At 71.1% G+C, this 16,567-nt stretch carries 20 protein-coding genes and 1 riboswitch; of the genes, 9 read left to right on the top strand and 11 right to left on the bottom strand.

Annotated features, from left to right (window positions below):
* Nucleotides 1-3 precede the first annotated feature (3 nt).
* From ACIBX3_RS45770 to ACIBX3_RS45760, 3 genes are read left to right on the top strand one after another with little or no spacing between them, the layout of a single operon-like run.
* Nucleotides 4-813, top strand: a complete 810-nt coding sequence (locus tag ACIBX3_RS45770; RefSeq protein WP_397126940.1) for a hypothetical protein — start codon at nt 4-6, stop codon at nt 811-813.
* 29 nt (nt 814-842) lie between these two features.
* A complete protein-coding gene (locus ACIBX3_RS45765) occupies nt 843-1,217 on the top strand; it encodes a roadblock/LC7 domain-containing protein (RefSeq protein WP_397126939.1) in 375 nt (124 codons plus the stop codon).
* Between the two features lie 26 nt (nt 1,218-1,243).
* On the top strand, nt 1,244-1,615 hold the full coding sequence (locus tag ACIBX3_RS45760; RefSeq protein ID WP_397126938.1) for a hypothetical protein: 372 nt from the start codon (nt 1,244-1,246) through the stop codon (nt 1,613-1,615).
* A gap of 35 nt (nt 1,616-1,650) precedes the next feature.
* Here the strand turns inward: ACIBX3_RS45760 and ACIBX3_RS45755 are convergent, their stop codons facing one another.
* From ACIBX3_RS45755 to ACIBX3_RS45745, 3 genes are all read right to left on the bottom strand, one after another.
* Nucleotides 1,651-2,496: an alpha/beta fold hydrolase gene (locus ACIBX3_RS45755; protein ID WP_397126937.1), complete on the bottom strand. Its 846-nt coding sequence runs from the start codon at nt 2,494-2,496 to the stop codon at nt 1,651-1,653.
* Between the two features lie 37 nt (nt 2,497-2,533).
* Nucleotides 2,534-3,322 (bottom strand): hypothetical protein, encoded by a 789-nt coding sequence (locus ACIBX3_RS45750; RefSeq protein WP_397126936.1) that lies wholly within the window; start codon nt 3,320-3,322, stop codon nt 2,534-2,536.
* 185 nt (nt 3,323-3,507) lie between these two features.
* A riboswitch (cyclic di-AMP (ydaO/yuaA leader) is annotated at nt 3,508-3,642 on the bottom strand.
* 125 nt (nt 3,643-3,767) lie between these two features.
* Complete coding sequence (locus tag ACIBX3_RS45745; protein ID WP_397126935.1) at nt 3,768-3,971, bottom strand: DUF5302 domain-containing protein; 204 nt, start codon at nt 3,969-3,971, stop codon at nt 3,768-3,770.
* A gap of 199 nt (nt 3,972-4,170) precedes the next feature.
* On the opposite strand from ACIBX3_RS45745, the gene ACIBX3_RS45740 reads away from it, so the two are divergent.
* Together ACIBX3_RS45740 and ACIBX3_RS45735 are read left to right on the top strand one after the other, a co-directional pair.
* Nucleotides 4,171-5,136, top strand: a complete 966-nt coding sequence (locus ACIBX3_RS45740; RefSeq protein WP_397126934.1) for a rod shape-determining protein — start codon at nt 4,171-4,173, stop codon at nt 5,134-5,136.
* Between the two features lie 79 nt (nt 5,137-5,215).
* Complete coding sequence (locus ACIBX3_RS45735) at nt 5,216-5,650, top strand: hypothetical protein (RefSeq protein WP_397126933.1); 435 nt, start codon at nt 5,216-5,218, stop codon at nt 5,648-5,650.
* 29 nt (nt 5,651-5,679) lie between these two features.
* Here ACIBX3_RS45735 and ACIBX3_RS45730 read toward each other — a convergent pair whose 3' ends face one another.
* The 4 genes from ACIBX3_RS45730 to ACIBX3_RS45715 are packed head-to-tail and all read right to left on the bottom strand — an operon-like array spanning nt 5,680 to nt 9,276.
* On the bottom strand, nt 5,680-6,897 hold the full coding sequence (locus ACIBX3_RS45730; RefSeq protein WP_397126931.1) for an ABC transporter permease: 1,218 nt from the start codon (nt 6,895-6,897) through the stop codon (nt 5,680-5,682).
* Entirely contained in the window at nt 6,897-7,607 is a 711-nt protein-coding gene (locus ACIBX3_RS45725) for an ABC transporter ATP-binding protein (RefSeq protein ID WP_397126930.1), read from the bottom strand. The genes ACIBX3_RS45730 and ACIBX3_RS45725 overlap by 1 nt, the downstream gene beginning before the upstream one ends.
* Nucleotides 7,604-8,749: an efflux RND transporter periplasmic adaptor subunit gene (locus ACIBX3_RS45720; RefSeq protein WP_397126929.1), complete on the bottom strand. Its 1,146-nt coding sequence runs from the start codon at nt 8,747-8,749 to the stop codon at nt 7,604-7,606. Before ACIBX3_RS45720 ends, ACIBX3_RS45725 begins: the two co-directional genes overlap by 4 nt.
* A gap of 8 nt (nt 8,750-8,757) precedes the next feature.
* A complete protein-coding gene (locus tag ACIBX3_RS45715) occupies nt 8,758-9,276 on the bottom strand; it encodes a hypothetical protein (protein ID WP_397126928.1) in 519 nt (172 codons plus the stop codon).
* Between the two features lie 152 nt (nt 9,277-9,428).
* Here ACIBX3_RS45715 and ACIBX3_RS45710 point away from each other — a divergent pair, with 152 nt between their 5' ends.
* Both ACIBX3_RS45710 and ACIBX3_RS45705 read left to right on the top strand, forming a co-directional pair.
* Nucleotides 9,429-10,085 (top strand): response regulator transcription factor, encoded by a 657-nt coding sequence (locus ACIBX3_RS45710; protein ID WP_397127106.1) that lies wholly within the window; start codon nt 9,429-9,431, stop codon nt 10,083-10,085.
* Nucleotides 10,082-11,296 (top strand): sensor histidine kinase, encoded by a 1,215-nt coding sequence (locus tag ACIBX3_RS45705; RefSeq protein ID WP_397126927.1) that lies wholly within the window; start codon nt 10,082-10,084, stop codon nt 11,294-11,296. Before ACIBX3_RS45710 ends, ACIBX3_RS45705 begins: the two co-directional genes overlap by 4 nt.
* Before the next feature lie 23 nt (nt 11,297-11,319).
* On the opposite strand, the gene ACIBX3_RS45700 is transcribed toward ACIBX3_RS45705, so the two are convergent.
* Genes ACIBX3_RS45700 through ACIBX3_RS45690 form a run of 3 tightly spaced genes read right to left on the bottom strand, consistent with a single transcriptional unit; the run spans nt 11,320 to nt 12,622 of the window.
* Nucleotides 11,320-11,811, bottom strand: a complete 492-nt coding sequence (locus ACIBX3_RS45700) for a hypothetical protein (RefSeq protein WP_397126926.1) — start codon at nt 11,809-11,811, stop codon at nt 11,320-11,322.
* Nucleotides 11,808-12,116: a hypothetical protein gene (locus ACIBX3_RS45695; protein WP_397126925.1), complete on the bottom strand. Its 309-nt coding sequence runs from the start codon at nt 12,114-12,116 to the stop codon at nt 11,808-11,810. The genes ACIBX3_RS45700 and ACIBX3_RS45695 overlap by 4 nt, the downstream gene beginning before the upstream one ends.
* Complete coding sequence (locus tag ACIBX3_RS45690; protein ID WP_397126924.1) at nt 12,107-12,622, bottom strand: MFS transporter; 516 nt, start codon at nt 12,620-12,622, stop codon at nt 12,107-12,109. Before ACIBX3_RS45690 ends, ACIBX3_RS45695 begins: the two co-directional genes overlap by 10 nt.
* Nucleotides 12,623-12,865: 243 nt before the next feature.
* Here ACIBX3_RS45690 and ACIBX3_RS45685 point away from each other — a divergent pair, with 243 nt between their 5' ends.
* Both ACIBX3_RS45685 and ACIBX3_RS45680 read left to right on the top strand, forming a co-directional pair.
* Nucleotides 12,866-14,494 (top strand): protein kinase, encoded by a 1,629-nt coding sequence (locus tag ACIBX3_RS45685; protein ID WP_397126923.1) that lies wholly within the window; start codon nt 12,866-12,868, stop codon nt 14,492-14,494.
* Complete coding sequence (locus tag ACIBX3_RS45680; RefSeq protein WP_397126922.1) at nt 14,494-16,020, top strand: protein kinase; 1,527 nt, start codon at nt 14,494-14,496, stop codon at nt 16,018-16,020. Before ACIBX3_RS45685 ends, ACIBX3_RS45680 begins: the two co-directional genes overlap by 1 nt.
* A 25-nt stretch (nt 16,021-16,045) precedes the next feature.
* On the opposite strand, the gene ACIBX3_RS45675 is transcribed toward ACIBX3_RS45680, so the two are convergent.
* Nucleotides 16,046-16,558 (bottom strand): hypothetical protein, encoded by a 513-nt coding sequence (locus ACIBX3_RS45675; protein ID WP_397126921.1) that lies wholly within the window; start codon nt 16,556-16,558, stop codon nt 16,046-16,048.
* Between the last annotated feature and the right edge of the window lie 9 nt (nt 16,559-16,567).

The following is a 16,567-nucleotide window of genomic DNA, read 5'->3' as shown; positions in this document are numbered from 1 at the left end:
CCGATGACCAGGCTGGACACCCTCTTGGCCGGGCTCGCCCGGGATCGCTCGACAGGCGCGCTCCGGGTCGGCAGGAGCGGCACGATCTTCCTGTCCGACGGGCGCGTGACTTACATGGAGTGCGCCCAGACCCCGACCGTCGAGCGCCTGCTCGTGGCCAGGGGCCGGATGACGGAGGCGGCGCTGCGTGCGCTTCAGGCCGACGGCGGCTGCGTCCGCCTGCTGGAGGATGGGCCGGTCACGCCGGGCGAACTGCAGTATGCGGTGCTCGGCGTCGTGCTCGACGCGGCGTTCTTCCTGCTGCCGGCGAGCGGGACGAGGCCCAAGTTCCGGCCCGGCGATGAGCACTGGCTGGGCGGGCAGTGGTTCTTCGACGTGCCGGGGCTGGTGCGCGAATGCGCCCGGCGGCGGGCCCAACTGGCACAGGCCTGGCCCTCGGCGGAGGCGGACACGCTCCCGGTGCGGCCGGCCGCACGTCTGCCCGGGCATGCGGTGGCCCTCGACGGCGTCCAGTGGGAGGTGATCGTCCGAGCCGATCACCAGGCGACGCCACTCCAGCTCGCCAAGCGGATCGGACGGTCGGGCTACTCGGTCCTGCTGGCGGTCAGGAGACTGGCGGCCGCCGGGCTGCTCGCCCTGCCCGCATCCGCTCCGGAGGGCGGCGCTCTACCCAGGCGGACCCGCGACGAGCGCGAGCGGCCGCCGCACGATCCACAGGCCGCCCCGCTGCCGCTGGGACCGCACACGACCGCGGATCCGGCCGACCTGACATTGCTGATGCGGCTGAAGACGGCGCTCGAGGAGCTGTCGTGAGGTTCCCCTCACTCAGGAGGAGACCACGGGTGGAGCTACGACAAGAGGTTCTGGAGGAAATGGCGCTCCTTCGCGAGCGCACGCCGGACGTGAGCGGCAGCGTCGCCTGCACGGTGGACGGCCTGCGGATCGCCTGCGACCTCCCGGCGGACGTAGGCGAGCAGGCGGCGGCGCTCTCGGCGGCGCTGATGGCCATGAGCAGGCGGATGCTGGCCATGACCGGCCAGGGCGCACTGGAGGAGACGCTGATCTCCGGCACCGCCGGCTTCGTGGCCTTCTACGCCGCCGGCCCCACCATCGTCCTCACAGTCCTGGCCGGGCCCGGCTCGAACGTCGGGCTCCTCCGGCTGGAGGGCAGGAAGACGGCGGCCGCGGTGGCCGCCGTCGCAGCACGCAAGCACTAACCATCCCCGACAGAAAGGGAGGAAGCATGGCGGGCATGGACGTCTCTCTCAAGGAGATGATGTCGATCGACGGCGCTATCGGAGCCGCGATCGTCGACCACGGCAGCGGCATGGCGCTGGGCGTTCTCGGCGGATCAAAGGATCTGGACCTGCAGGTCGCCGCCGCGGGGAACACCGAGGTGGTCAAGGCCAAGTTGCGCACGATGGACTCGCTGGGTCTCAAGGACGGCATCGAGGACATCCTGATCACGCTGGGCGGCCAGTACCACATCATCCGGCCGATCAGCGGGCGCGGCGGCAAGGGGCTGTTCCTCTATCTGGCGCTCGACCGCTCGCGCGCCAACCTGGCGATGGCCAGGCACCAGCTCCGCGGCATCGAGGAGAAGCTGGAGGTCTGACCGCCGGCGGAGGCGGCCGGGGGCCGCCTCCGTCTTCACGCGCTCGTGAGCTTGGTGATCTCGGTGACGATGTCGGACCAGACGGGGCGCGGCAGATCGTGGCCCATGCCGGGATAGGTGACGAGCCGGGCGCCGGGGACGGCCGCCGCTGTGGCATGGCCGCCCGCGACGGGGACGAGCAGGTCCGCCTCACCGTGCAGGACCAGCGTGGGCACGGCGACCCCGGCGAGCCGCTCCGTACGGTCGCCGGAGGCCATGATGGCGGCGAGCTGCCTGGACGTGCCCGCCGGGTCGAAGCACCGGTCGTACGCCAGGCCGGCCATCGTGGTGATCCGCTCGCGGTCCAGCTCGTAGCCGGGCGAGCCGATGACGGACCAGGTGCGCACCGCCTGGGCCTGCACACTCTCGCGGTCCGGAGGCGGGGCGGCCATCAGCACCGAGACCGCCGCCTCCGCCGGCGGGGCGACGTCGGGGCCGGGCGTCGACATGATCGAGGTCATGCTGAGCACACGTCCGGGGTGCCGGATGGCCAGCGTCTGGGCGATCATCCCGCCCATCGACGCGCCGGCCACGTGGGCGGCGGGCCAGCCGAGGGCGTCCATGAGGGCGGCCGCGTCGTCGGCCATGTCGTCGAGCAGGTACGGCGCGGGCGCCCCCGGTCCGGGGACGCCCGCGTCGTGGAAGTGCGTGGACAGGCCCGCGTCGCGGTTGTCGAACCGTACGACGTGGTGTCCCTGCTCGACGAGGAGCTCGCAGAACTCCTCGTCCCAGTGGATGAGCTGCGCGCCGAGCCCCATGATGAGGAGCAGGGGTCGTCCTGTGGGCGGGCCGAAGCTCTCGTAGGCGATGTCGATGCCGTTGGCGGTTACGCGGGTGGTCACGGAGACCAGAATGACATTCTGGTCTCCGATCGTAAAGTCAGCGTCTGATGAGCCTGCGGAAGCGCTCGCCGCCGAGCACCGCGCCGCCGCCGGCCATGGCCAGGACGCCCACGAGGAGGACGCTGCCCACGGCGCTGGACTCCTCGACCTCACCCTCCGGGGCGGCCTGTACGGGAGCCGCCTTCTGAGGCGGGGCCGCGACGGCCTTGCCGGGAGCCGCGGGCTGCTCCTCAGGCGTCTCTTCGGGCGTCTCTTCGGGCTTCTCCTCTGCCATGACCTGCGGGGGCTTGGCGGGATTGGTGTCCCTCTTGGCCCAGGCACGGGTGGAGAAGGCGACGGGGTGGTTCTTCTTGCCGACGCCGTCGCCCCACTTGGTGATGACGTAGTCGACCTCGATGTGACCCTGGCCGCCGACGCCGTCCACGCCGAGCGTGTCGGGGTTGAACCTGCCGCCGGTCAGCTCGGCGAAGGTCTTGGCGTCCAGGTCGAGCATGACGCCACGGCTGGAGGGCTCGCCGGGGCCGCGGTCGCCCACGAAGAAGGGCAGCTTCTTGCCCTCGTAGACCACGTAGCCCTCGGTCAGCAGCGGCCAGCTCGGGCTCGCGGCCATGCCCTTCTGCATGCGCTTGCCACTGGCCGGCAGGCCCGTGTCACCGGCGCGGCCGGAGGCGTCGTCCCAGAAGTAGGACGCCGTGGTAGAGCCCTTGAGGAGGATCTTCTCGTCGTTGTCGGAGTCGGCGTGGGCCGCCACGCAGGCAATGGTCAGCGCACCTACGGCGGATGCGGTGAACAGAGCGAAGGAACGCAGGCCAAAACGAGCAGACATAGAGCAGTGAGGTCCTTTGCGAGGGGACAGGGACACGCGCTCACGGAAAACTGGCGCAGCCGGGCAGAACGCCTGACATGGTGACTGCGCGGGGCGCGGAAAGAGCCTGAGGGAAAGGGCCGATCAGGAGGCGGCCGGCACTACTGCCCTGTCTGGGGGTACGACGCGGTGGTACATCATTGGGGGTGTCCTCTCCATCACGCCTACCGGGTTAGCTGACGGGTTCGGGCTTGGAGATGCCCTACCGGCGCGTGGCCGGATTCACCCCAACAAGGTGGGTCCCCGGTTCCCGATCGATCGGGATTCGGCTATGTAATTGGCCCACACTTTAACCAGGCTTTCCGGACATACGCAAACGATTCATCACGAATCGGACAGAAGATCTACCTAAGTGGGCAAAGAAAAGAGGGGGTACGGCAGGCCGTACCCCCTCCAACTACCAGCATCAGCCGCCGCTCTTGCGCCTGAACGATCTTTTACTCGCAGCCGGACCGTGCGCCCCCCCGTGGATCTTGGATGGGTCGCCGCCCCTGCCACCCTCGCCCGCGCCCGCATGCTGGTTGCGCTTGCGCTCCAGCGCCTCGCGGAACTTGCGCTTCATCTCGTCCTCGGGAGTTTCGCTGACTTCCGGCTCCGGTGTTTCCGCCATGAGGACCTCCATGGTGTTGGGGACACTGACAGCTTCGCATGACGCCGCGTACGACGCGAAACCGGCCTGGCCGAGACTCCCGGGGGTAAAGGGGAACCGTTACGTTCCTGGTGTTGCCTTGGGGCAGATCCGGAAACAGAAGCGGCATGATGGTCCACCCCCCGGTACGGCGATGATCCTCCTCGGTCACGACCTTGCGATGGATCTCGGAGCGGCCGGCACACGGATCTACGTCAAGCGCAAGGGAATCGTGCTCGACGAGCCGTCGGCCGTCGCGCGCGACGCCGTGACAGGCCGGGTCCTCGGGTATGGCGCGGAGGCGGTCCGCGACGGCTTCGGCGAGACGTGCTGGCCGATCAGCGGCGGCCTGCCGGCCGACGGCGAACTCACCCGGCGCCTGGTCCGGCATTTCCTGCGCAAGGTGCACCGGAACCCGTTCGCCAGGCCGCGCGTGGTCATGGCGCTGCCGGAGGACGCCACGCCGATCGACCGGGCGGCGCTGCGCGACATGGCGTTCGAGGCGGAGGCGCGGGGCATCCTGCTGGTCCCGCACGGGCTGGCCGCGGCGCTGGGCGCGGGTGTGCCGGTCAGGGACTGCGCCGGGCGGATGGTCATCGACATCGGGCGCGACGCGGCCAGGATCGCGGTGCTCTCGCGCGGGGCCGTGGTGGCGTCCGGCGCGGTTCCCTGCGGCGGCCACACCATGAGCCTGTCGATCGCCCGCCTCGTCGAACACGAGCACGGGCTGCTGATCGACGAGCGCGAGGCGGAGGCCGCCAAGCGGCGCGCGGGCACCGAGTGGAAGCCGCTGCAGCGGCAGGTGGTGGTGCGCGGCCGCGACGTGGAGTCCGGCCGGGAGCGGGCGGCGACGCTGCCGGTGCAGCTGATCTACGAGGCGACCCGGCAGCCGGTCGAGACGATCGTGCGGGCGGCGGTCGGGATCGTGGAGCGCTGCCCCGCGGAGCTGGCCGCCGACCTCGGGGAGCAGGGCGCGGTGCTGGTGGGGGGCGGCGCGCTGCTGCGCGGGCTGTGCCGGCGGCTGCGGGCGGCGCTGTGCATGCCGGTACAGCGGGCGGAGCGGCCCCTGGTGTCCGTGGCGCTCGGCCTGGGGCACTGCGTGGACGACCTGGGGCTGATCGCCAAGCTCAGAGCCGCCGCCAGATGAGCACCGGAAACGGTGTAGCATATGCGGTTTTTGCGCGATTTGCCCCGTAGCTACGGATCGCCTTAGGTATGGTCCCCTCGTGCGTATCCGCCGTTACGCTGCTTCCGCGATGCTCGCCTGCCTCGCGGCCTGTGCGGCGGCGTCCGAGTTACCCACGCTCGACGCGGCCACCAGTCGGCTCACCACGGACGCCGACCTCCTGATCGGCGCCTCCGGGTTGCGGATGCCGGCCACCGAACGGGTGAAGGACGACTCCTGCGTGCCGGGCGAGGTGCGGGGGTTCCTGCGGATCGAGAGCGAGCTCGTGGACGCGTCCGTGGGACTGCTGGAGAAGCTCCAGGCCATGGGGTACGACAAGGTCGTCGACGACCTGGACCTGCGGGACGACACCCAGGACGTGGCCGTGCTGCGGCACCCGGAGACGCGGCTGACATTCGAGCTGACCGTGGTGCACGGCGAGAAGCCCGGCGTCCGGATCGTCGGAAAGACGACCTGTTACGCGGACGGTGAATAGGGCGCGCGCCCAGGCACGCGCGCCCGTGGTCATGGGGTGGACAGAGCCTCCGTCGGGGAGAGGCGGGAGGCGCGGATGGCGGGGTAGAGCCCGGCCGTGGCGCCGATGACCAGCGTCGCCGCCAGACCGCCGGCCGTCGCCCAGGCCGGCACCACGGACGGCCAGCCGCTGTACAACGCGTACCCCATGGTGACGGCGGTGCCCAGGAGGACGCCGCCGCCTCCGCCCATCGCGGACAGGAGCAGCGACTCCGCCAGGAACTGGGTGCGGATCTGGCCGCGGGTCGCCCCCAGCGAACGGCGCAGGCCGATCTCCGCTCGGCGTTCCAGGACCGAGATGACCATCGTGTTGGCCACGCCGACGCCGCCCACGAGCAGGGCCACCGCGCCCACTCCCAGCAGGAGGTTGGCGAACGCCTGGCTGGTGGCCTGCTTGGCGGCCAGGGCGTCGGACGGGCGGGACACGTCCACCTCGTTCGGCGCCTCCGGGTTGGCGGTGCCGGCCAGGACCTGGCGTACCGCCTCCAGCTTGGCCTCCTCCGAGCGGGTGTAGAGCGTGGTCGGGTGCCCGTCGAAGCCGAGCCGTTCCTCGGCCGCCGGCCAGCCGATCATGACGCCGCTGTCCAGATCCGTGGCCAGGGCGACCGGGTTCAGTACGCCGACGACGGTGAACCGGACACCGCCCACGATGACCTGCGTGTCCGGGCCGGCCGAGCCGATGCCGAGCCGCTGGGCGGCCGACGAGCCGAGCACGGCGGCCGGGTAGCGTTCGGTGGCCGAGTTGAGCCAGGTCCCGCTGCGGAGCGTGGCGCCGACCGTGGCGGGCAGGTCGAGGCGGGCGGCGTACGTGGTGATGCCGCCGGTCTGGGCCTCGGGGATCTGCTCGGACCGGTAGACCTTGGCCTCGGGGACCTTCCCGATCGACGAGGCCGTCTCGACCGGGCCGATGCGCTCGATCATCGCCTCGGCGTCCTTCGGCATCTGCGCCGCCTCGCCCGTCAGCGTGGTGCCCGACGAGACGGTGAGCAGATTGGTGCCGAGGGCGGAGAGCGTACGGTCGAGCTCGGCGCCCGAGGAGGACGAGAGCCCGACCACGGCGACCATGGCCGCGATGCCGATGGCGATGCCGAGCGCGGACAGGAACGCCCGCAGCGGGCGGGTACGCAGGCCGACCGCGCCCACCCGCATCACGTCGCCGGGCCGCATCCTGGCCGGGGCCGGCTTGGGCCGCACCTCCATGACGGCCATCACGCCACCCCGGACTCGGCCAGGGAGCCGCTGGGGACGGCGGAGTCCGAGATGATCTGGCCGTCGCGCATGCCGACCTGCCGCGGCAGGCCGGCGGCGATCTCCCGGTCGTGCGTGATGATCACGATGGTGGTGCCGGACGCGTTCAGCTCGTGCAGCAACTCCATCACCCCCGTGCCGGACACCGAGTCCAGGGCCCCGGTCGGCTCGTCGGCCAGCAGCAGCGGCGGCTCGCCCGCCACGGCCCTGGCGATGGCCACGCGCTGCCGCTCGCCGCCGGACAACTCGTGCGGCTCGTGGTCCATGCGATGCCCGAGCCCCACCCGTTCGAGCGCGGCGGCCGCGCGGCGGCGCCGCTCCGACCTGGCCAGGCCGGTGTAGATGAGGCCGTCCGCCACGTTGTCCAGCGCGGGGACCTTCGCGGCGAGGTGGAAGTGCTGGAAGACGAAGCCGATCGTGGTGGCGCGCAGCGCCGAGAGCTGGCCGTCGGACAGCTCCGACACGTCGTACCCGTCGATGCGGATGGTGCCCGAGGACGGCCGGTCGAGGGTGCCGACGACGTTGAGCATCGTCGACTTGCCCGATCCCGACGGGCCGGCGATGGCGACGAGCTCGCCGTGGCCGATGCGCAGCGACACCGACCTCAGCGCCGCCACCCCGCCGGGGTAGGTTCTGGACACGTCCGTCAGCTGGATCATGGGGTACGTCATTTCGGCATCCCCACGGTCATGCCCTCGGTGAGCCCGTCGCCCTTGACCTCGACCCGGCCGCCGGCGAACAGCCCCGTCTCGACCGCGACGTAGCGGGACTTGCCGCCCTCGACGACCTCCAGGCCGAACCCGCCCTCCTGCAGCGCCACGAGCGCCGCGACCGGCACGGTCAGCACGTTCTTGCGCTGGGAGGCCGTGAACGTCACGTCCACCGAGGCCTTGTCCAGCCCCTTGGCGGCCTTCGCGTCGCCGAGCGAGACCAGCGCCTCGATGCGCGTCTCGGGGTCGGCGTCCTGGCCGTCGCCCGGCTCGATGACCGTGGCGACCTCGGTGACCTTGCCCTTCACGCTCTTGCCGCCGGGCAGCGTGACCTCGACCTTGGCGCCCTTCTTGGCCATCCGCTGGTCCTCGGCCTCCAGCTTGGCCGTGACGACCTCGGACGTGCCCGTGTACGTGAGGATCTTCTGGCCGGGCTGGGCCGGCTGGCCCTCCTCGGCCTCCAGGCTCTCCACGCGTACCTTGCCGGGGGCGAAGACGACGCGGCCGAGCTCGACCACGCCGGTCTCGTCCAGGCCGCGGTCGTCCTGCCATTCCATGACGGCCTCGTAGGTGTCGTAGGTGTACTCGTCGTCGACCGTGAAACCGTCGTAGCCGAGCTTGCGCAGGTTGCGCTCCAGGTTCTCGACGTCCTTGCCCTCCACCCCGATCTTGAGGTCGCGGTAGGCGGGCGTGTCGCCGTACATGAGCATCACCGGCTTGTTGTCCAGGCGATACAGCGACTTGCCGCGGGTGATCTGCTGTCCGCTGCCGGGCAGCCAGGTGATCGTGCCGGGCTTCCTGCTCACCGCCGTGGTCACCGGGCCGTAGCCGAGCTCGCCGTCGGCGTCCACGGTGTCGTTCAATGTCTGCCGGGTCACCGGGGCCGTGGCCGGGGGCAGGACGGCGGCCGACTGGGTCGGGCCCGTCCCGCCCTCCAGCACGCCCGTGCCGTTCACCGCCACGAAGGCGCCGCCCGCGGCGAGCGCCGCGATCAGGAGCCCGCCGACCACCTTGCCCCGGCCACGACGGCGGCGCGGCCCTGCCGGCCCGCCTTGCGGCGCGTCACGCTCCGCCTCACCGTCCAGGGTGGACCTGTTCGTCATTTGGCCCATCAAGACCCTCCCATGCCGGCCTCAGCGGCCTCCTTCTGGCACTTCTCCTGGGCGGACTTGAAGTCGGGGTCGTTGGCGACCTCGCCGGTGAGGCGCATCATGCCGCCCTCGGGGTCGGGGTAGGCCTCGACGCCGTTGTCCCGCATGCACTGCGCGAGCTTGCGGATGGCCTCCTCCCGCTTGGGGTCCGGCCCGCCCGCCTTCTGGCCGCTGGGGGCGAACTGCTTGCAGGCCTCCTGGGCTTTCTCGACCGTCTCCCTGGGCATGCTCTTGTCGAACTTCATCATGATGCCCTTGCCCGGCTCGGGATCGTCCACCTGCACGCCGTTCTCGCGCATGCACTGGGCGAACTTGAGGTTGCGCTCGTGCGGATCCTCGCTGGGCTTGGCGCCGGCCGAGGGCTGGTTGCCGGTGCCGTTGCCGGTCACCGACGCCACGTCGGAGCCGTTGTCGCCGGCGCCGCAGCCGGCCAGCAGCAGGGTGGCCGCGGCCAGGGCGGTGAGGACTCGTCCTCGCATGAATGGTCTCCTCCGTCGAAATGGACCTCGTTCGAGGGGAGATGCAATAGGGCCGGCTGTTTCCTCAGCGTTTCCATGCGCGGCTTACTTCGACCGAATATCGCTTACGCCACACTCGGCTCTGTAGGCGGATGAAAGGGCCCAGGTACGCCATGCGGGTGCTGGTGGTTGAGGACGAGCGCATGCTCGCCGACGCGATTGCCGAGTGGCTGCGTGAGGAGACCCACGCGGTCGATCTGGCCCACGACGGCGAGGCGGCGCTGGAGCGGATCGCGGTCAACGACTACGACGTGGTCGTGCTGGACCGCGATCTGCCGCGCGTGCACGGCGACGAGGTGTGCAAGGAGCTGGTGGCCTCGGAGTCCGACGCGCGGGTGCTGATGCTGACGGCCGCCGCCCAGCTCGACGACCGCGTCACGGGGCTGTCCATGGGGGCCGACGACTACCTGGCCAAGCCGTTCGCCTTCCCCGAGCTGGCCGCCCGCGTCCTGGCGCTGGGGCGGCGCTCGCGGCCGGCCGTGCCGCCGGTGCTGCGCCGGGCCGGGATCACACTGGACCCGGCGCGCAGGGAGGTGTTCAGGAACGGGCGGTTCGTGCCGCTGTCGAAGAAGGAGTTCGCGGTGCTCGCGGAGCTGATGCGGGCCGGTGGCAGCGTGGTCTCGGCCGAGCAGCTGCTGGAGAAGGCGTGGGACGAGCACGCCGACCCGTTCACGGGAGCGGTCCGGCTCACCATACTCAAGCTGCGCCGCAAGCTCGCCGACCCGCCGGTCGTGGAGACCGTGCCGGGAGTGGGGTACCGGATCGCATGATCTTCCCGAGGCGGCTGCGGCCGGAGCCCACGCTGCGGCTGCGGCTCACCCTCGTGTACGGCGCCGTCTTCATGATCGCCGGGCTGACCCTGCTCGGCGTGACGTACCTGCTGTTCAACCAGCAGCTGACGCAGTCGTTCGAGAGCCGGTTCGCATCGGAACCCGGCAAGACCAGGCAGCTGTTCTTCGTCAAGGACGGCGTCGCGCTCAGGGGCGAGGCAGCACTCGCATGGCTGCGGCAGCAGGAGGTGGAGCTGCGCAGCGCGGCCGTCACCTCGCTGCTCACCCAGGGCGCGATCGCGCTCGTCGTGGTCGGCGGCGGGGCGATCGGGCTCGGCTGGGTGGTCGCCGGCCGCATGCTGGCGCCGCTGCACCGGGTCACCGACACGGCCCGCAAGATCGCCGCCGCGCCCATGGCCGAGCGGGGCCTGCACGAGCGGATCGCGCTGGAGGGGCCGAAGGACGAGGTCAAGACACTCGCCGACACGTTCGACACCATGGTGGAGCGGCTCGATCACTCCTTCGACGGGCAGCGCAGGTTCGTGGCGAACGCCTCCCACGAGCTGCGCACGCCCTTGACACTGAACCGGGCGCTGGTCGAGCTGGCCATGCACCGCCGTACGGCCTCGCCCGACGTGAAGCAGCTGGGCGAGAGCCTGCTGGAGATCAACACCCGCCACGAGCGGCTCATCTCCGGGCTGCTGCTGCTGGCCAGGTCGGAGCAGGAGATCGCGGACCGGTCACCGGTGGACCTGGCCGACGTGGTGACGCACGTCGTCGAGCAGACCGCAGGGGACGCCCGCGAGGCGAAGATCACCGTGTACGAGGTGACGGCGCAGGCGCCCACGACCGGGGACGCGCTGCTGCTCGAACGGCTGGTCCACAACCTGGTCGAGAACGGCATCCGGCACAACGTGGATGACGGGACCGGGTGGGTGCGGGTGGTGAGCCGGACCGTGTCGGAGGAGAAGGTCGAGGTGGAGGTCAGCAACACGGGGCCGAGCGTGCCGCCGTACGACATCCCGCTGCTGTTCAAGCCCTTCCACCGGCACGGCGCCGAGCGCGTCGTCACCGCGCGCAGCGCCGGGCTGGGGCTGTCGATCGTACGGTCGGTGGCGTTGGCGCACGGCGGCGACGTCAGGGCGCGCCCACGCGAAGGCGGCGGCCTGGTGGTGACCGCCTCCCTCCCCCAGGCGCGCTACGGAGCATGAAACTGTCGTACGGACCACTTCCGTCAGCTGACGCAGTTCTGCGTGTCGAGTCCGATGGCCAGCCCCTCGAGCTTGCCCTTGTCGGGAAAGAAGGCGTAGTAGGCCTTGGCGTTGCCGGGGACGGAGACATAGGGGATGCCGCCCAGCGGGGTCTTCAGCCGGGGGTAGGCCTTCTTGACCTGCTTCATCGTGGAGCCGATGCCGATGCCCCGAGGCGTCTTGACGCCCTTCGGCGCGAAGATCACAGCCACGCCGAACTGCTTGGAGATGTACAGGCCCACGCTGTTCTTCCCGGTGGGGTGCGCCTTGAGGTCCCAGCCCGAGCACGAGCCCTCTCCGGCGGCCATCTTGAGCACGATCTCCCCGGTGGCCCTGGCCTTCTTGGCGCTCATGCCGAGCTTGACCTTGCCGTAGCCGTACGGCCCCAAGGCAGGCTTGGCGGTCTGGGCGAGCGCGGGCGTGCCGGTGATCAGCAGCGCCCCGCCGGCCAGCACCGCGACGAGCAACTTTCTCATGATGTCTCCCCGTGCCGTCGTGAACCGTACTCCACGTTGGACGGCGGTTCGCCGGGAGAAGTTCGCCTGGATGCGGTGGCCTGCCGCCCTTCGCCGCGGATCCGCCACACCGACGGAGCCGGGAGCGTGACAGCCGTGATCAGCACGGTCGCCGCGGCGACGGCCACGAGGACGGGCGCTGTGCCGAACGCGGCCGCCGCGGGACCGGCCAGCGCCATGCCGATCGCGGACCACGCGGGGGCGCCGCCGAGCTGCCGGTCGGCGATGTATGGGCCCAGCACCAGCATCGGGGCGATCACCAGCACGTTGACGAGCGCGACGTGGACCGTCCAGAGCCCCAGCCAGGGACGCCGCCGAACCTCCGCGAACCCGCCGCCGATGCTCGCCAGCAGCCCGCCCCGACCAGCGTCACCAGCACCCCGGCGGCGCCCAGCGCCAGCATCGACGCCGCGCTCCTGGAGATCGAGATCAGCGAGTTGGCCGCCTGCAGGCGCTCCCCGCCGGCCACCGTGGCGACCAGCCCCACTGCGGCCGGGTTGAACAGGGCCGATCCCGTGCCGGCGACGAGTTGCAGGATCATCAGCATCCAGATGTGCGCGGTGCCCGTGAGAAGCAGCGCCGCCGAGGCACCGTGCGCCCCGAACCGGATCAGGTCCGCGACCAGCATGACGGCACGGCGCGGGAACCGATCACCGATCGCGCCGCCCACCAGCGTGAACAGGATGACGGGCAGCCGGGTGCTCAGCACCACGATCCCCAGGTCGGCCGGCGATCCGGTGAGGTCGTCGCGTGGCCCATCCGCGTCGAGCACAGTGCACCTCGTTCCAGCCGGTCCCGTGGCATCGGCACCCGGCCGATGGCCGCCGGGTAGAGCCGTGGCCACCTTGTCAGGCCGCACCGACAAATCCCGGTCGGCGCCGTATCGGCCGTGGCCGGCCGGCGCGGGGCGGTGGTGGAGATTTTTGGGCGGCTCCCCGACTTCACTACAAATCCGAATATGAGTCGCTATCGTACGTAAAGATCCACCGCACCCGTCTCAGGAGTCACTTCTCTCATGGCGCATGTCGAACCGCTGCGGGAGGACGATCCGACGGCGGTAGGGGTATACCGCTTGCTCGGCCGGCTGGGCGCGGGCGGGCAGGGGACCGTCTACCTCGGGCAGGCTCCCGACGGCAGGCTGGTGGCCGTCAAGGTGCTTCGGGAAGGCACGGGGTTCGACGACCGGTTCGCCAAGGAGATCGAGGCCGCGCGGCGGGTGGAGCCGTTCTGCATCGCGCAGGTCCTGGACGCGTCGCTGGGGCGGCAGTCGTACATCGTGACCGAGTACGTCGAGGGCCCGTCCCTGCAGCAGGCCGGGCGGCATGCCGGCGCCGACCTGCAGCGGCTGGCCGTGGCCACCGCCACCGCGCTGGTCGCCATCCACGAGGCGGGCATCGTGCACCGGGACTTCAAGCCGGCGAACGTGCTCCTCGGGCCCGGCGGGCCCCGGGTGATCGACTTCGGCATCGCGCGGGCCGCGGACGCCTCCGCCACCGTCTCCAGCGGCATCGTCGGCACGCCGGCGTACATGGCGCCCGAGCAGCTGGCCGGGCAGGCGGTGGGGCCGGCGGCGGACGTGTTCGCGTGGGCGTCGGTCATGACGTACGCGGCCACCGGGACGCCGCCGTTCGGACAGGACACGTTGCCCGCCATCATCAACCGGATCCTGCACAACGAGCCGCAGCTGGGAGATCTGCCGCATGCGTTGCGGTCGATCGTGTACGACTGCCTGGCCAAGGATCCGCGCACGCGGCCGGCCATGAAGGATGTGCTGCTGCGGCTGCTCGGAGGGCAAGGCTCGTCGCCGGTTCAGGGGCCGCCGCCTGGCCATGACCGGGTGGCCGGCTTCCCCGGGGCGGTGCCGGGCTCAGGGCCCATGGCGGTGCCGGGCTCAGGGCCGATGCCTGGCGCCGGGCACATGCCTGGCGTGGGGCCTGGGCCGGGGGCTGTGGGTGGGAGACGCAGGCGGGCCGGCGTTCCGGTGGCCGTTGCGGTGTCGGGAGTCGTGGTGGCGGCTCTCGTCGGCAGTGTCCTCTGGCTCGGCCCGTGGGCGGCCGGACGGGTGGGGTCGAAGGGGTACGCCATCGGCTCCGCCGGGCCTTCCGCCGGGGCCGCGGAGCAACCGACGGCGGAAACGTCACCGTCCACGTCACCGTCCCGCAAGAAGAAGCGCACGAGCCGGCCCACCCCCGAACCCACGCGGAAGCCCACCCGTACGAAAACCTCCCGGCCCGCACCTTCGCCCACCTCCACGCCCAAGCCCACGACGGCACGGCCGACGCCGTCCCCCACCCGGACCACCAAGAAGCCGGCGAAGAGCGCCAGGGTCAGCATCCTCGAGATCGAGATGTTCGGCGGGCCCGGCCAGTCCAGCACGCGGGGTTGCTACATGCCGCCGGTGCACTTCCAGACCAATGTGGAGTCGTCCCGGTCCGAGGTGTGGGTCTCCTATGTCTGGGACGTGGACGGCAAGGCCGTCTCACGCAACAGGTCATGGGTGTCGGAGGGGCAGTACACGGCGTTCGCGACCTCCTATCACTACGACCTGAAGCCGGGAAGCCACCGGATCACCCTGCGGGTCACCTCGCCGTCCGTGACGAGCAAGTCCATCTCGATCAACGTGTGCGACATCGAGAACTACTGATGCCGGACTCCATCGGCCCGTACCAGGTCATCAGGCAGCTCGGTGAGGGCGGGCAGGGGACCGTCTACCTGGCCGCCGCGCCCGACGGCACGCACGTCGCGGTCAAGGTGCTGCGCGAAGGCGTGGGCGGGGACGGCCGGTTCGCCAAGGAGATCGCCGCAGCGCGGCGGGTGGAGCCGTTCTGCATCGCGCAGGTGCTGGACGCGTCGCTGGGCGGGCGGCCGTACATCGTGACCGAGTACGTCGAGGGCCCGTCCCTGCGGGAGGCGGGCCGGCACGCCGGGGCCGACCTGCAGCGGCTCGCCGTGGCCACCGCCACCGCGCTGGTCGCCATCCACCGGGCCGGCGTCGTCCACCGGGACTTCAAGCCCGCGAACGTCCTGCTCGGGCGGGACGGGCCGCGCGTCATCGACTTCGGCATCGCGCGGGCCGTGGACGACGGGGTGACGCGTAGCAGCAGCATCGTGGGCACGCCCGCGTACATGGCGCCTGAGCAGTTCGCGGGGGCCGTCGTGGGACCTGCCGCGGACGTGTTCGCCTGGGGGTCGGTCATGACGTACGCGGCCACGGGCGCCCCGCCGTTCGGCAACGACTCGCTGCCGGCGGTGCTCAGGCGGATCCAGGGCGAGGAGCCGCGGCTGGACGGCGTGCCGGAACCGCTGCGGTCGATCGTGTACGCCTGCCTGGCCAAGGACCCGCACGCGCGCCCGGCCATGCAAGACGTTCTTTTCCAGCTCATCGGCGGCAAGCCGATGCACCGGGCACCGGCACGGCCGAGCCCGGCGGGCGGCTCCGTGCCCGCCGCTTTCCCGGGTGGCCCGTCGCAGGCCGCCTTCGCCGGTGGCGGTGACCGGACCGGGCCGACGCATGCGGGTTCCAGCCGGAGACGCGCTCACGCGTTCGTGGCCGCCGGGACGGCCCTGGCCGTGACGGGTGCGCTGGTCGCGGCCTGGGTCTGGCTACCGCTGTTCCGCGGCCGGCCCAGCACCGCCGCCATCGCCACGACGTCCGCAGCCGCCTCCGCCACCACCAGCACGCCCCGTCTCGGGACGAAGGAGTCCGCCAAAGACCTGCGCCCGAGCTCCAGCCCGCGCCGCACGAAGTCCCCGAAGCCCAGCGCCACCGCGTCCACCTCCCGCCCTCCGTCGGCGGAACCGCGGCCCACCACCTCCAAGCCGACCGCGACCGCAGACGGAGGCGGAGGTGGAGGCGGCGGCGGCGTGAAGTCCGTGGCCTTCAGGTACGAGGGCATCAGGATAGGCGACTGCTGGCGCACCGACACGAACATCTGGGCCACTGTCTCGGCCACCGGCACCTACAGCTACCGATGGCTCGTCAACGGCCAGAACCAGGGCAGAATGCAGGGCACGCCGTCATCGAAGCCCCTGCTCCCGTCCATCACGTGGAAGGGAAAGGGCACGTACGACGTCGTCTTCGAGGTGGTCACTCCCAGGAGCTTCAGGAAGAGCACCACGGTGAAGATCTGCTCCAACAGTGAGAGCTGGGGCGAGGAATGGCCGGACTAGGCGGACCAGTCGGTCTCGGCCGGGATCAGGCCGGGAAGTCCTTCGGGTCGATCGCGCTGGTCCGCGCCTTGCCCCCTCTGACGGTGTGGAGGGTCAGGGTCCAGATCGAGTAGGAAGTGGCGGTCGTCCTGTACCTCAGCCGGTCGTCGAACCGCTGGTAGACGGCGCTCTTGGTGAACCTGCCCTTGGAGGTGCTGAACCGGTAGCCGGTGGTGAAGTAGATCCGGTAGGTGCCGTCCCTGACGTCCTTGACGCTCGCGGTGGACTTGGCCCGGACGTAGAGGCTGATCGCCTTGGTCTTGCCCTTGACCAGGGTGACGACGCCGTCCTTCGAGGTGCCGTTCTTGATCTTGAGAACACCCCGGCCGCCGCTGTAGCGGTCGTACAGGATCTTGCCATTGCTCGGGCGCGCGAAAGCGACGGCCTGCTCAGCCGTCTGCGACGCCGCAGAGACAGTGGCGACGGCCGGGGAAGCGGTCAGCAGGCTGCCGGTCAGTGCGACGGCCGCGACGGCACTGGTACGCACGAGGCTCTTCACCGTGGAATC

Origin of the sequence: Nonomuraea sp. NPDC049480, from assembly GCF_044465905.1 — a bacterium.
Taxonomy (GTDB): Bacteria; Actinomycetota; Actinomycetes; order Streptosporangiales; family Streptosporangiaceae; genus Nonomuraea.
This window is presented reverse-complemented; position numbering and strand designations above follow the sequence as displayed.

Coding starts and splice junctions, on each gene's coding strand:
- ACIBX3_RS45730 (WP_397126931.1), bottom strand. CDS start 6,897: ATGGCCGTCATGGAGGTGCGGCCCAAGCCGGCCCCGGCCAGGATGCGG.
- ACIBX3_RS45740 (WP_397126934.1), top strand. CDS start 4,171: ATGGATCTCGGAGCGGCCGGCACACGGATCTACGTCAAGCGCAAGGGA.
- ACIBX3_RS45720 (WP_397126929.1), bottom strand. CDS start 8,749: ATGACGAACAGGTCCACCCTGGACGGTGAGGCGGAGCGTGACGCGCCG.
- ACIBX3_RS45715 (WP_397126928.1), bottom strand. CDS start 9,276: ATGCGAGGACGAGTCCTCACCGCCCTGGCCGCGGCCACCCTGCTGCTG.
- ACIBX3_RS45750 (WP_397126936.1), bottom strand. CDS start 3,322: ATGTCTGCTCGTTTTGGCCTGCGTTCCTTCGCTCTGTTCACCGCATCC.
- ACIBX3_RS45685 (WP_397126923.1), top strand. CDS start 12,866: ATGGCGCATGTCGAACCGCTGCGGGAGGACGATCCGACGGCGGTAGGG.
- ACIBX3_RS45710 (WP_397127106.1), top strand. CDS start 9,429: ATGCGGGTGCTGGTGGTTGAGGACGAGCGCATGCTCGCCGACGCGATT.
- ACIBX3_RS45705 (WP_397126927.1), top strand. CDS start 10,082: ATGATCTTCCCGAGGCGGCTGCGGCCGGAGCCCACGCTGCGGCTGCGG.
- ACIBX3_RS45745 (WP_397126935.1), bottom strand. CDS start 3,971: ATGGCGGAAACACCGGAGCCGGAAGTCAGCGAAACTCCCGAGGACGAG.
- ACIBX3_RS45680 (WP_397126922.1), top strand. CDS start 14,494: ATGCCGGACTCCATCGGCCCGTACCAGGTCATCAGGCAGCTCGGTGAG.
- ACIBX3_RS45760 (WP_397126938.1), top strand. CDS start 1,244: ATGGCGGGCATGGACGTCTCTCTCAAGGAGATGATGTCGATCGACGGC.
- ACIBX3_RS45770 (WP_397126940.1), top strand. CDS start 4: ATGACCAGGCTGGACACCCTCTTGGCCGGGCTCGCCCGGGATCGCTCG.
- ACIBX3_RS45700 (WP_397126926.1), bottom strand. CDS start 11,811: ATGAGAAAGTTGCTCGTCGCGGTGCTGGCCGGCGGGGCGCTGCTGATC.
- ACIBX3_RS45725 (WP_397126930.1), bottom strand. CDS start 7,607: ATGACGTACCCCATGATCCAGCTGACGGACGTGTCCAGAACCTACCCC.